The following is a 14917-nucleotide window of genomic DNA, read 5'->3' as shown; positions in this document are numbered from 1 at the left end:
TTTAATACACCTTTGACGAGCTTCGAGCCAAAAGGTTTAAATGTCTTTAGTTAAAAACTCCTCGACTTTTTTGACTGCATGATGATAAGAAGCCTTCAAGGCTCCGACAGAGGTTCCAAGAACATCCGACATATCTTCATACTTCATCTCGTCAAAGTATTTCATGGTAAACACCAAACGTTGTTTCTCCGGCAAGGTGAGAATTGCTTTCTGCAACTTCAACTGGGCTTCATCACCGTCAAAATACTCGTCCCCTTTCAGACGTTCCAGCAAAAAGACATCAGTATCGTCAATCGATACATTATTTATATTCCGCTGACGGTTCAGAAAGGTAAGACACTCGTTGATGGCAATTTTATACAGCCAGGTAGATAACTTCGCTTCACCCCGGAAATAGTCGATATTCGTCCAGGCTTTCAGAAAAGTATTCTGCAAAAGATCGTTTGCATCGTCATGGCTCAATACCATCTTTCGTATCTGCCAATACAACTTTTCCCCGTAAAGGCTCACGACACTGGCAAAAGCATCCCTTTGCCGAGCCGGATCCCGCAGTTGTTCTACTATTTCATCTTCCGTATATTGCTGCATCCTCTCCATTTTGGCTCAAATATATAAAAAAATACGGACATAAAAAAAGCGGGCAACTTTATCAGTTGTCCGCTTTCGGAAGTGCCCAGAACAGGACTCGAACCTGCACGCCTCGCGACACACGCACCTGAAACGTGCGCGTCTACCAATTCCGCCACCTGGGCAATTCATCATTTTCAGGTAAGCAATCTCTCGTGATTGCGGTGCAAAGGTAGTGTTTTTTTTTATAAAACAAAATATCCGGCAATTATTTTTCGAGAATATTTTATCGTGATACCCTTTCATTTGAAAGGATACCACGATTATTTCTCCGGTATTTATTCAACTCCCCACGAATAATTAGGTTCCGAGGACATTTCAAGAGTCAGAGAGCCTCCTTTCAATAGTTCAGAAGCCGGGAAACGGAAAGACTCTAAAGGCGTACAGAGGACTTGCTATTTCGTACACTGGCTCTGTACTACAACCTCCGTCCGTTTGGAAGAAGCAATCTTCTGCAATTCCGGCAAGTCATATTATTCCGATTGAGTTGTACAATATTCCGATTCTGTCCTCTGATACGCAAAAAGCCCCGCCGGATAACCAGCGGGGCTTTGTTGTATGTAACCTGTCAACCTAACGGTTTACCAGGAATTGTCCTACTTATTTAACGATAGCTTTTACAGCTTCTTCACCGTCAACAGAAACAACCACGATACCTGCAGGAGCAGAGATTGTTACGTTGTCAGAAGAAATAGTCTGAGTAGCTACTGTCTGACCAAGGATGTTGCTTACAGAAACTTTCTTACCAGCAGCATTTGTGATAGTGATAACACCTTCACCAGCGATTACGCTAACTGTTGATGTAGAAACACCTTCGTTAGATGTTGCGAAATCTTCAGTATCTTCCAGGTTGAAGATCTGAGCCTGGTTGATAAGTTCTTTCATCTTATCGTCATCATCCTGGTGGTTACCGTTATCAACTTCGTATTCAGCCAATACAGGAACTCCGTTGTGGATTTTCACCCATGCACCCTTGAATGATGCTACGTGTGATACACCTGCCTTGTTAGATTCCAGTAAGAAATCTTTATGATCGTCGTCTGTGTAACGCAGAGAGAATGCATAGTTTTTGTGTAAGCCTGTCAGTTCTTTCTTTTCGAACTTGCTGGCATCGTACAGATCACGAGGATCAAGAACACCGTCTTTATTCTTCAGATCAGCCAACTTCAGACCGTTCTTCAGGATATACAGATATTCATTTTCGCCATCTACCTGGTGAACACCTTCTACGAATCCAAGGCGAGTGTAAGACTGCCATTTGTAAACGTCAGGATTGTTCAACATGTTAGTACCGCCTTCGATAGAGTCAGTCAGATTGATCAGGAAGCTACCTGCCAGGTAACCGTTGTAATCAATTTCATGTTCGCAGTTCGGGTTGTAACCGTGAGTGTTACACCATTTGCCGTCTTTCACTGAATCCGGACGCACAACAAACAGATACTGAGGCATACGGTCTGTAGAACTTACCACATAATCAGCATACAAAGCAGTTGTTTTACCTTCACCGATCGGTTTGATCTTTTCAGCAGTCATACCCAGGTAACCGAAACCCTTAACAACTTGCGGAGCGTTGCTCTGGTTGTTAGTATCTTCGAACAGATATTCAGCGCCAGTACCTCTTCCACGGAAGATGTTGATGTTCTTACCGATTTCACCCAGATCCATATATAATGGACGAGGATCAATATTGATAGAGAATGCTGTAGCTCTTTCCTGAGCCATGTTGTCAAGACGCAGGTAAGTCATATCACCCGGAGCATCTTCGCAGTTAGCCTGCATCCAACCGTTATTAACATCCAAAGTTGTACCATTGTTAATGTCAATCAATACATAAGCACGAGTGTCAAGATCGCTATGCATGCGCTGGTCAGCCTTCAGATAGAATACAGCCAGTTTCGGATTTTCATCCGTAGCAGCAGCAGCTTCCTCTTTCGTCATAGCCTTGTAGTAAGGAGTCTTACCCTTCGGTTCAACCAGATATACATAAACCTTATCGTTATCGATCAAGTTTTTATCGCTAACTTTCAATACATAACCGGTTCTGATCAACTGCGGTAAACCGATTTGAGCACCGTAACCGAAAGGAACATCAATAGCAGTACCATTAACGTCAAATACATTCTTAGCTTCAGTCAACTCATAAGTAGTAGCCTGACCTTCAGTCGGAGCAAAGCTCTTAGTAGCAGTTACATTCAGATACAAGTTCGGATTAGCGAACAAGTTATAGTTCAGATAATACTTAGTATAAAGCAGATCATCAGAAGTTAAATGTCCGTAACCATGGTAAACGCTAGTTGTAGCTTCACCGTCTGCAACAGTATTAAACTTATAGTTGTCAGTATGCAGTAGTTGTTTATCTGTGAAAGAATCAAAGTTCTGATTGATAAAGTAAACGCTACCATCTTCATTAGAATAAAGCTGACCTTCGTATACTTCGTCTGCATATTCACGGTTGTAAACAGCAACTGTCGGAACTAAACCGCAACCTGTAGTCTTAACAACCCACATAGTAGCCGGCATATCATTATAATTCTGAACAGCTGTTTCAGCATCCAGCATCAGTTTACCAACGAAATTGTCAACAACATACTTTTCAGTTGCTACATCTTTGATGAAATACAAGCCCTGATCAACTTTCGTACGAGTCAGATACTTGAAAGTTCTGTCTTTGAAATTAAACTTAGTCTGCAGAGAACCCGGCATATCATAACCATTCAACTCTGTGTTCTTAGCTGTAATAACAGCCTGATCGTCTGTCAAATAAGCGATACGAACAACAACTTCGCCATAAGTATCCTTGTTCAAATCAGCCTCAGTAGGCGCAGCGTCTACATGTATTGCATTTTCGTTATTGTTTGTAGAGTTAAATGCATAATCAGCATTCTGCCATACATCGCTAGTAGGATTCTTTGATAAAGCATTCATCGGTTCAACAACCAGACTATCCTGAGAAGGATAATAAGTAAATTTGAACAAGCTACGAGCTTCCCATGCTGCATCACTCATAGAAGCGACAGGTTTATCTACATCTTTAGGAAGACCTTCCAATAAAACCATTGGCAACTCTTTACTACTGCTAGAGAAGAATTCTGTACCAACGCTCAGTACTTTATTCGTACCAGTTGTCAGATAAACAAAATGATCAGCATATAACCCTACAGCCGGATCATCAGAAAGACCTAATTTCTTTCTATTAGCTTCAACACCTACTGCAGTATTAACACTCGGGAAATCCGTGTCATTATAATCTTTTGCAGTAAATGCATTCGCTAAGAACGGGCTAACTGTTTTAGGAGCAACAGCAGAAGCAATAGTGAATTTTCCACCATACTGGAAATCAACTACATTGTTCAGATCAGCCGCTTTCAAAACGATACCACCAGCTAATACAGGTTTCAACGTTACAGCATCAGTGATAGATACTACACGGTCACCGGCAACTTTCTTAGAATATTTAACTGCGACAATTTCATCATCCTGGTTTTTCTGCAATACAACAACAGAATCCTGATTGTTAAAATAAGAATAAACAGGAGCCAACTTGAAATTGTCAGTCTGCACATCTGTTGTATACCAACTCCAATCTGTCAGACAACCTTCAAGAATACTTGTTGCTTCATCTGTGTCAGATGTTTTTTTCGGAGCATCACCATCAAATACAGCTGCATTAACATGTGCATAAACCAGTTCAAGGTTTGTTTCTTTGTTTACAAAAGTATAGCTGTAACCGCTAGTGAGGTCACCTTTTACCTTTATAGACCATAAAGAAGCATTGATAGGAGCATCTTCCACAGCAACCAACTTCAAATTCAATTCTCCGGTAGTGTAATTACGAGTCTGGATCAATACTTTTCCATCTGCATCTGCGTCTGTCAACTGATACAATTTGTTTGTATCAAAACGGTTAACACCATCACCTGTTTCAGCGCTGGCAGTTGCAGTTGGGCGCAGTTCAATACCGTGACCAATTTCATTTACATTGGTATGTACGGCAGTTGTACCTTGCGCGAAAGCTCCAAGACTAGTTGTCAGCAGGGCGCCGACAAAAAGAGTAGAAAACTTTTTGTTCATAATCAAATAATTTAATTAGTAATAAAATATAAAGTTCTAATAAATCTATCTTATAATAAAAATAAAGCTCGACAACGGATATCATTTAATCCCGTCGGTGCATACTTCGCACCAAAAACATAGCACAAAGATACATATCTTTTTTAGTTAGACTATTTTTTTGATATCTTTTTTTCCCTTTAACCTTGCTTTCTTATCCTATTCCAAGCTTAAAAAGGACAAATGACAGGTTTTCACGTACAACCTTCATCATTCCTATCAAACTATCCCGTGCTCCGACTCCCGTTTCCGGTATTCGGAAGGCGAGAGGCCCATCACTTTCGTGAAAGTACGCGAAAAGTAAGCGGGCTCTTCAAAACCAAGCTTAGTAGATATCTCATTCAGTTTCAAGCCAGTCAGTACAATATACTGGCAAGCCTTCTGGATCTTCAGCCGGATAAAATAACTGATCGGTGCCACACCTGTTTCTTTTTGAAACAGCATAGAGAAATGAGACGGGGAATACTTGAAATAGGCCGCCAACTGATCCAACGTAAGGTTTCGCTCGACATGCTCATTCATATAATGGATCACCCGCGAAGCAAAAGAATACTCCTTATGGTTAGGCAAATTTATATAACGATACTGTTCCAGATATAAAAAAGAGGTAAGGAACATATAAAGACACATGGAAGAATAAACCATATATTCCTTTATATACCCCATCGAGAAACAGGCATATATCTCCTCGAACAATTGTATCCGATCCTGAAGACGTGAATATTCCCCCGGAAGGATCGATCCGGGTATAGGAGTGGACGGCAGAAACTGGTCACTCAGTTCTCCCATAAAGTGAACCCAATAAATAGTCCACGGATCAGTCTCCGAAGCACCAAAAGAATAAGGAACATTCGGGGGAATAATAATGTATTGGTTCTGCCTGACGGGATACGTCTTTCCATGAACCGTATACCAGCCCTCCCCTTCCGTACAGTAGATAAGCATGGCATAGTTGCATCCCTTATCCTTTTGTACGTAATGGTACTTGACTTTCGGGAAGAAACCGATCTTACGGACATACAAATTACCTATAAGCGGTTCTCGACTATACGTTTCAAGCAACTCGTCCGGCAAAGAGACGAATCGTTCTCCTTTGAATCCTTCTTTAATCTTTATCACTATACATTATTATATATGTAAACCGCAACAAATATAATAAAAAAACGGCCACTTCCTTTTTCGGAAGCAGCCGTTTATAATTTATCTTATGGGACGAGATTACATCATGCCGCCCATTCCGCCACCCATACCCGGGTTCATCGGAGGCATAGCAGGACCTTCTTCTTTCTTTTCAGCAATTACACATTCTGTTGTCAGGAACATACCAGCGATAGAAGCTGCATTTTCCAAAGCAACACGAGTAACCTTAGCCGGGTCGATTACACCTACTGCGCACAGGTTTTCATATTTGTCTGTACGAGCATTGTAACCGAAGTCACCTTTACCTTCTTTTACTTTCTGAACGATAACGGCACCTTCTTTACCAGCATTGGCAACGATCTGACGCAACGGTTCTTCGATAGCACGTTTAACGATTTCGATACCTGTTGTTTCGTCTTCGTTTTCGCCCTTCATTCCTTCCAATGCTTCGATAGCACGGATGTAAGCTACACCACCACCAGGAACTGTACCTTCTTCGATAGCAGCGCGGGTTGCATGCAAAGCATCGTCAACACGGTCTTTCTTTTCTTTCATTTCCACTTCAGAAGGAGCACCTACGTAAAGAACAGCTACACCACCTGCCATCTTAGCCAGACGTTCCTGCAGTTTTTCTTTATCATAATCGGAAGTAGTGTTTTCGATCTGAGTCTTGATCTGACCGATACGAGCCTGGATAGCAGCTTTGTCGCCTGCACCGTTAACAATGATAGTAGTATCTTTGTCTACAGTGATCTTTTCGGCAGTACCCAACATATCCATTGTAGCACCTTCCAGCTTCAAACCTTTTTCTTCGGAGATAACAACACCGCCTGTCAGGACAGCAATATCTTCCAACATGGCTTTACGACGGTCGCCGAAGCCCGGAGCCTTCACTGCACAGATCTTCAGAGAACCACGCAGACGGTTCACTACCAATGTAGCCAATGCTTCACTGTCGATATCTTCAGCGATGATCAACAGAGGACGTCCGCTCTGAACAGCCGGTTCAAGAATAGGAAGCAGGTCTTTCAATACAGAGATCTTCTTGTCGTAGATCAGGATATACGGATTTTCCATCTCGCATTCCATCTTTTCTGTATTTGTTACGAAGTACGGAGAGATGTAACCACGGTCGAACTGCATACCTTCCACTACGTCTACTGTAGTTTCAGTACCTTTAGCTTCTTCCACTGTGATAACGCCTTCTTTCTTCACTTTTTGCATAGCTTCTGCAATCAGCTTACCGATAGTTTCGTCACCGTTGGCAGAGATTTTAGCAACGTGTTCGATCTTTTCGAACTGGTCGCCTACTTCTTCAGCCTGGTCGGCGATCTTTTCAACCACTTTGGCAACGGCTTTGTCGATACCGCGTTTCAAGTCCATTGGGTTAGCACCTGCTGTAACGTTCTTCAGACCAACACCGATGATGGATTGTGCCAATACAGTAGCAGTAGTAGTACCGTCACCTGCATTGTCGTTAGTCTTGGAAGCCACTTCTTTAACCAACTGTGCACCCATGTTTTCGAACGGGCAAGCCAATTCAACTTCTTTTGCAACCGTTACACCGTCTTTTGTAATGTGAGGAGCACCGAATTTCTTTTCGATGATCACGTTACGGCCTTTCGGGCCTAATGTTACTTTTACTGCATTTGCCAGTTCGTCCACACCTTTCTTCAAAAGGTCGCGGGCATCCATATCGTACTTAATTTCTTTTGCCATGATTATATTATTTTTTTATTGTCCGTTAATGAATTAGATAATAGCTAAGATATCAGACTGACGCATGATCAAATACTTTTCACCGTCCAGTTCGATCTCTGTTCCTGCATACTTTCCGTACAGTACAGTATCGCCACTCTTCACAACCATTTCTTCATCCTTTGTTCCGTTACCTACGGCAACAACTTCACCTTTTAAAGGTTTTTCTTTTGCTGAATCAGGGATAATGATTCCGCCAAGTGTCTTTTCTTCTGCTGCAGCCGGCTTGATAAGCACTCTGTCTGCTAATGGTCTAATGTTCATCTTTGATATATTTTTAATGTTAATAATATTATGTTTTACTATGAATTTCTAATTCACGTTTACTCCTATGCGAAATCTGTGCCAAATTTACTGACAGGAAAAAGACTGACAATTTTGCATAAACAGACCGGTAGATACACCGACATGACTGACAGGATGACTATACATTCCGCCCTCCATGCTTCCCGACTAGAACAAAAGTAACAGTATGGTAGTTCATAAGCAGCCACCTTTTAACCTAAAGCTAGTAATATTTAGTCTATCTGCAGCGTGGCAAAGGAATGCGCAGACAGTACGGGTTGGTAGACACGACCGTCGATTTCGACAGATACCTGGCGGTCTTCATTCCCCTCGTTTGCCAAAGCGACAACTATACTTTTATCGGGATTGACAAAAGCCATCAGATTGCTGTACCGGCCGGTGGTTTCGAGCTTCCGGGCACCAGGCTGAACGTAATGGCTCAGATGTTTCATGACATAATATTCGGGGGTATAACGGAAGGTTTTCGTATCGGGATCGACAACGACCAACGAATTTTGCGCCCATCCCCAACGGCTGATGCCGCCTTTGTCGAGCGAGATATTCCAGTACATATATGCCGAGGCTCCGTTATCCAGGTAATGACGCATCAGGTTCCAGGAATAGACGGCACCGCTCCAGTCGTTCTTACCGTCGCCGCATTCCTGCTCCGTCTGGTAGAGTTTCATAGCCGGATAGCGTTCGTGGATTCCTTTGATGGCTCCTTTCCCTGCCCATTGGAAACCGACACCGCTGATATATTTTCCGCTTGCCGGATCAGTCAGGATAGTATCGACCAGGGCTTCGTTGCCACGCTCCATGGTTCCGAACATGACTTTGACATCCAGCTCCTTCATAGCCGGACCGAGGTAGTTGCCGACAAAGTTAGCCAGCGAGGCAGCCGTCCAGCAACAGCTGGGAAATATCTGTGCCGAGTTAAATTCGTTCTGCGGCATGACGGCAAAGATGTCGATGCCTTGTTCGCGGTAGGCTTCGATGAATTTGGAGAAATAAAGGGCGTACGCTTGCAAGTAAAGCGAATCCTGGATAAACATGTCCGTGCCTTCGTAACCGACTTTATCGGCAGGCAGGCCGTTGCGGTATTTCTCGTTATAGGCTTCGCCGGTATAGGCGGAGGCGTAATGCTTATTGTGTTTCATCCAGGATGGAGGACACCAGGGGGAAGCCCAGATACTCAGACCGGGATTGTATTTTTGCGCACCTTTGATGAAAGGGATCAACGTCTGCTGGTCGTTGGCGATGGTGAAATATTGCATGTCGAAATCACCGTCGGTTTCGTTGTACGAGTACCAGTCGCGGGAGAAGTCATTGGCTCCTACCGGCATACGGCAGATGGTAAAGTTTGCCCCTATCTCGGGGAAGAAGAGTTCTTCGAGGATTTCTTCACGGACTGTCGGGTCGAGTTTACTCAGAGAGATCCAGCCCAGTTCGTTGAAACAGGCACCGAAGCCGTCTATCTTCTGGAGTTTCTTTCCGGTATGGACAACGGCGTCGATGTCGGGAATGGTATCTACAGAGGCCGATACCAGGTCGGGACGTTCCACCCATTGATCATTTTCGGTCGTTGTCACCCACGATGCACGCGGTTGGATAGTACAGGCCGAAAGACATAATGCGAATGTGAGAATTAATTGATATGCTTTCATGATAAATAAGGATAAACGTGGTATCTAAGTTTGTAAACGGCACACAGATGACGCGGATTGAGCAGATGACCACTGATTGTTATTATTAATAAATACTTTATCTGTGTCAATCCACCTAATCTGTGTCATCTGCGTGCCATTTACAGACTTTTATCACCGGCTTTTTTATTAGAACCGGGCGATCAGCTCTTCCACAGTGACAGGGACCTGTTCGCCTGTGATCATATTCTTCAGGTTGATCTTGCCTTCGTTCATTTCCGTTTCACCAACGATGGCGACAAACGGGATTTTCTTCGTATCGGCATAGCCCATCTGTTTCTTCATCTTGGACGCTTCCGGGAATAACTCCGTACGGATTCCGGCAGCACGCACTTTCGAGATAATCGGCAACAGGTAGCTCTCTTCCGTGGCTCCGAAGTTGACAAACAACAGCTGCGTTGTCATTAATGAATCGGCAGGATAGAGATCCAGCTGGTTCAGCACGTCGAAGATACGGTCTGCACCGAAAGAGATACCGACACCCGACACACCGTCCATGCCAAATACGCCGGTCAAGTTGTCATATCGTCCGCCACCGGTGATACTTCCGATCTGTACGTCGAGGGCTTTCACTTCAAAGATGGCTCCGGTATAATAGTTCAGTCCGCGCGCCAATGTCAGGTCAAGTTCCAATTCGGCACGCATAGGCAGCTGATCGATACGGTCGAGGATGAAGGTCATTTCTTCAATACCCTTCATGGCGATCTCGGAGGTTGCCAGCTGTTCTTTCAATACGGCCAGTTTCTCGCGGTTGGTTCCTGCCAGCATGATGATCGGCTGCAGGCGGGCAATGGCATCTTCGGTAAGGCCTTTCGAGCGAAGTTCTTCGTTTACATTATCCAGGCCGATCTTATCCAGCTTATCGATAGCTACGGTTATATCGACAATCTTATCTGCTTCACCGATGATCTCGGCAATACCGGATAAGATCTTACGGTTGTTCATCTTGATGCAAACGCGGATACCGAAACGGTGGAATACCTCATCCATGATCTGGATCAGTTCCACTTCATTGATCAGCGAGTCGGAACCGACCACATCTCCATCACACTGATAAAACTCACGGTAACGTCCTTTCTGCGGACGGTCAGCACGCCATACGGGTTGTATTTGATAGCGTTTGAAAGGGAATGTTATGTCATTGCGGTGCTGCACCACGTAACGGGCAAAAGGCACGGTCAGGTCGTAACGCAAACCTTTCTCGCAGGCTTTCACACCGAAACGTACAGGATTACGTTCCAGCAGTTCCTCATCAGTAATACCGGAGAAGCAATCGCCTGAGTTTAATATCTTAAAAAGCAGCTTATCACCTTCTTCACCATACTTGCCCATCAGGGTCGACAGGTTTTCCATGGCTGGGGTTTCTATTTGCTGAAATCCGTACAGATGATATACTTCACGAATCGTATTGAATATATAATTACGTTTCGCCATTTCTTCAGGCGAAAAATCTCTGGTACCTTTTGGTATAGACGGCTTCTGCATATATCGTTTGCTCTTGTTTATCGTCGGAGCTAACCGACTTCTATATATTAAATTATTATTCGGCAGGCAAAGGTAGGTATTTTGTTTCAAATTCGTAGATTCCGAAACAAGTTCATTGTTTTATACGTTCCTTTTTGCTACATTTGTAACGTACGCAAAATATAACGAGACTATACCATCACTATTTATTTAAGTGGAATTATCGCAGTTGCCGTCTTTCTTGGACTAGGCTTGCGATTCATAAAATTAAAGGAGGAGTAATTATGACTAACATTCTTTTAGCATTTTCAATTCCTATGATATTGGCAATCGTAGCCTTTATTTGGTCTCTCTATATCGAACGAAAATTCAGTCAAGAGAAGAAAAAGAAGAAATAAAAATAGCTGCCCGAGCCATTCAAAATGACTCGGGCAGCTATTTTTAGTGGGTGCAGCAGCCAGTCCCTATTCACTGCAGCAGCCAGTTTTATCCGCTGCCGCAGTCATTTCCGTTTAGTCACGGCTTCTTCCGCCCAGGAAGATCATTATATAATATAATAATGTAGCCAACGAACCTAAAGCAGCCACCACATAGGTATAAGCAGCAGAACGCAAAGCATCTTCCGCCATTCCATGCGTACTGACATTCGTTATACCGGCACTACTCAACCAAACCAACGCACGCTGGCTGGCATTGATCTCGACCGGCAACGTGATAAAGCTGAACAATGTCGTCGATGCAAACAGAATGATACCGAACAGCAGCAACTGCGGGAACTGATGGATCAGCAACATACCGCCCAGCAACACCCACGTCATGATATTCGAAGCGAAGCTGACCACCGGAACCAATGCCGACCGCATCTTCAGCGGAGCATACGAAGTGGCATGCTGTACCGCATGACCGCATTCATGGGCTGCAACGGCTGCCGCAGCAATACTATTACTGTAATATACCGATTCACTAAGATTCACCGTTTGATTTGCAGGATTGTAATGGTCTGTCAAATGTCCGGGAGTAGAAATCACCTTCACGTCGTAAATGCCGTTATCATGCAACATCTTCTCAGCCACGTCCTTTCCGGTCATACCGTTAGGCATAGGGATCTTAGAATACTTCTCAAACTTGTTTTTCAGTCGGGAAGATACCAGCCAGCTTAACAAGGCAAAACCAATAAATATAATCCAATACATGCTCATAATGCTCTAATTAATTAAGTGTTATACAAGAAATGTCTTACAAAAAGTCTGCCAAAAACAAAAATGGCAGAAGATAGGCCTGCTGAGAGGTGGTCTTCTGCCATTTTGTAATAGTATATGAGGTTTATTCTTCCGTATACCGGATAATTGTCTGTTCACGGTCAGGTCCTACTGACACGATTTTAACGGGAACACCCAACTCTTCTTCCAGGAAGGAAAGGTAAGCGTTGAATTCTTCAGGGAATTCATCTTCGCTCTGCATCTTTGTCATGTCAGTCTTCCAACCCGGCAGTTCAACGTATACCGGTTCGATCGTATCGTCGATCTCGAACGGAAATTCCGTTACTTCTTCGCCGTTGATCTTGTAAGCCACACAAGCCTTGATCGTTTCGAAGCTATCGAGCACGTCGCTCTTCATCATGATAAGCTGGCTTACGCCGTTAATCATAACGGCATATTTCAAAGCTACCAGGTCGATCCAGCCGCAACGACGTTTACGTCCTGTTACAGAGCCGAACTCATGCCCTAACGTACAAAGCTGATCGCCTGTTTCATCGAACAACTCTGTCGGGAACGGACCGCTGCCGACACGTGTACAATACGCCTTGAAGATACCGTATACTTCACCGATATTACGCGGAGATACGCCCAAACCTGTACAACAACCGGCACAGATCGTATTCGAAGAAGTAACGAACGGATAAGAACCGAAGTCGATATCCAGCATAGTTCCCTGTGCGCCTTCTGCCAAAACAGACTTACCGTCTTTCAGGTAGTTGTTTACCACATGTTCGCTGTCGATCAGGTTGAATTGTTTCAGATATTCCAAAGCTTCAAACCATTGAGCTTCCAATTCCTTGATATCATAAGAATAGTTCAGTGATTTCAGGATTGCTTCGTGACGTGCTTTGGCAGCAGCATATTTTTCATCGAAGTTATGCAGCAAGTCACCTACTCGGAGACCGTTACGGCTGATCTTGTCTGTATATGTCGGGCCGATACCTTTACCGGTCGTACCGATCTTACCTGAACCTTTAGCCGCTTCGTAAGCAGCATCCAGCATACGGTGGGTAGGCAGGATCAGGTGTGCCTTCTTGGAAATACAAAGTTGTTTGGTCAGGTCGTGACCACTGGCAGCAAGCGCTTCGGCTTCCTGCTTAAACAATAACGGGTCGAGAACGACGCCATTACCGATTACATTCACTTTTCCACCCTGGAAAATACCTGACGGAATAGAACGAAGGATATACTTTTCTCCGTTAAACTCCAATGTGTGTCCTGCATTGGGACCTCCCTGAAAACGAGTGATTACATCGTAATTCGGAGTCAGCACGTCGACAACTTTACCTTTGCCCTCGTCACCCCATTGCAATCCTAATAAAACATCTACTTTCATGTTATCTTTATAATAGACTATTAATATTCTTATTTACCATTCTTCTGCTGAAGCTTGAACTTGCATTTACTGCATATCCCATAAATATACAACGCATGAAACTCAGGTGTGAAACGGGATATCTTCAGATTGTTGACATCCTTTTTCAGCATACTGTCTTTCATTTCCCGGATCGCCCCGCACTTCATACAGATCAGATGAAGATGCGTTTCCGCCAAAGCCCGGAGTTCGTATTGAACCGATTGGGCGTTGAGTTGATGCCGCACGATCAGGCCACCGTCTTCCAGCACGTCCAGCGTATTGTAAAGCGTTGCCTTGCTCACATGGAAGTTCGTCTCTTCCAGTTTTTCCTGGAGTGAGTACATGTCGAAATGACCCGAGAAACGACATATGCATTCAAATATAGCATATCTTTCCTCCGTCTTTCGTAGTTTTTTCTCAGTCAGATACTCCGTAAACGACTGCTTCATCTCTATGTACTTCTTTTCATCCATTTCGTTGCGACTCTACGCGACCGACAAAGTTAGCGCATTTATTTTAAACGCAAAGCCTTAGCTATAATATTCAAATTCAAATTTTAAATCATTATATATTTCCTGTCCTTCCGGTGTCTCCATGAACTCCGGAAACTCATCGAAACCACTTAACATTTGCCGGGCATGATCGGCAGACTGGCGACCGTAAAATTTCATTGCTTTTACAGCTGCCTGCTTCTCTTTCCAGGTAGCGCCGAAGTCGGGCCAGGCAATAGAACGCATACATTCCACAATAAATGCGGCTCTTACCGGTGCAACTACCGTTTTCCCCTCCTTGAACAGTTCCGCCCAAATCAGGTAGGCCACCGTACGGGCATACTCGTCTTCCACATTGAAGATTAATCCCAAAAGAAGGTTATCGACATAAGGCAACTTGCAAAACAGATTACGGCTGCATTGTTCCGCGATTTCCAGATAGGGTATTTCTTTCACCCATTGCTTTGCCTGATCGAAAGGAAAATCATCCGCAGGCTGTAACATGGATGCCAGTATCTTGAACTCACGGATATCTTCTTTCCACAGAGCCGCTGCCAGCTCCGAACCGGGTTCGTGCATAGCGGCAATCTGCTTTATTTCGGGCAGAGGAACACCGAAGTTCAGTTTATAGTTTATCCCTTTCTCGCGCATGCTGGTGGATGTAATACCATTCATTGCCATGCGGAGCTGGGTTCTTATTTCTCTTAATTGGTCCTGCAACAT

11 protein-coding genes and 1 tRNA gene are annotated in these 14917 nt (G+C 43.9%); all 12 read right to left on the bottom strand.

The window, feature by feature from the left end; all coding sequences use genetic code 11:
- Nucleotides 1-36: 36 nt before the first annotated feature.
- Nucleotides 37-588, bottom strand: a complete 552-nt coding sequence (locus P3L47_RS11005; RefSeq protein WP_122360911.1) for an RNA polymerase sigma factor — start codon at nt 586-588, stop codon at nt 37-39.
- An 82-nt stretch (nt 589-670) separates the two neighbouring features.
- Nucleotides 671-752, bottom strand: a tRNA-Leu gene (locus P3L47_RS11000).
- Nucleotides 753-1227: 475 nt separating this feature from the next.
- Nucleotides 1228-4698 carry a DUF6383 domain-containing protein gene (locus P3L47_RS10995; protein WP_277783653.1) on the bottom strand — a complete coding sequence of 1157 codons (3471 nt, stop codon included), beginning with the start codon at nt 4696-4698 and terminating at the stop codon, nt 1228-1230.
- A 258-nt stretch (nt 4699-4956) separates the two neighbouring features.
- On the bottom strand, nt 4957-5856 hold the full coding sequence (locus tag P3L47_RS10990; RefSeq protein WP_277783652.1) for an AraC family transcriptional regulator: 900 nt from the start codon (nt 5854-5856) through the stop codon (nt 4957-4959).
- A 99-nt stretch (nt 5857-5955) separates the two neighbouring features.
- The gene (gene groL / locus P3L47_RS10985) at nt 5956-7596 is read right to left on the bottom strand and encodes a chaperonin GroEL (protein ID WP_122360914.1); all 1641 of its coding nucleotides are present in this window, start codon (nt 7594-7596) and stop codon (nt 5956-5958) included.
- Nucleotides 7597-7629: 33 nt separating this feature from the next.
- On the bottom strand, nt 7630-7899 hold the full coding sequence (locus P3L47_RS10980) for a co-chaperone GroES (RefSeq protein ID WP_075556223.1): 270 nt from the start codon (nt 7897-7899) through the stop codon (nt 7630-7632).
- Between the two features lie 254 nt (nt 7900-8153).
- Entirely contained in the window at nt 8154-9584 is a 1431-nt protein-coding gene (locus P3L47_RS10975; protein ID WP_277783651.1) for a glycoside hydrolase family 30 protein, read from the bottom strand.
- A 168-nt stretch (nt 9585-9752) separates the two neighbouring features.
- Complete coding sequence (hisS, locus tag P3L47_RS10970) at nt 9753-11108, bottom strand: histidine--tRNA ligase (protein ID WP_277783650.1); 1356 nt, start codon at nt 11106-11108, stop codon at nt 9753-9755.
- 491 nt (nt 11109-11599) lie between these two features.
- On the bottom strand, nt 11600-12286 hold the full coding sequence (locus tag P3L47_RS10965) for a zinc metallopeptidase (RefSeq protein WP_122360918.1): 687 nt from the start codon (nt 12284-12286) through the stop codon (nt 11600-11602).
- A gap of 124 nt (nt 12287-12410) precedes the next feature.
- Nucleotides 12411-13682, bottom strand: a complete 1272-nt coding sequence (locus P3L47_RS10960; protein ID WP_122376288.1) for an adenylosuccinate synthase — start codon at nt 13680-13682, stop codon at nt 12411-12413.
- A gap of 29 nt (nt 13683-13711) precedes the next feature.
- Nucleotides 13712-14176, bottom strand: coding sequence for a Fur family transcriptional regulator (locus P3L47_RS10955; protein ID WP_075556218.1), 465 nt, complete (start codon nt 14174-14176; stop codon nt 13712-13714).
- Nucleotides 14177-14233: 57 nt separating this feature from the next.
- On the bottom strand, nt 14234-14917 hold the full coding sequence (locus P3L47_RS10950; protein WP_122360919.1) for a DNA alkylation repair protein: 684 nt from the start codon (nt 14915-14917) through the stop codon (nt 14234-14236).

Origin of the sequence: Parabacteroides chongii (assembly GCF_029581355.1) — a bacterium.
Lineage (GTDB): Bacteria > Bacteroidota > Bacteroidia > Bacteroidales > Tannerellaceae > Parabacteroides > Parabacteroides chongii.
Note: the sequence above shows the minus strand (reverse complement) of the source record. Positions and strands in the feature narration are given on the sequence as shown.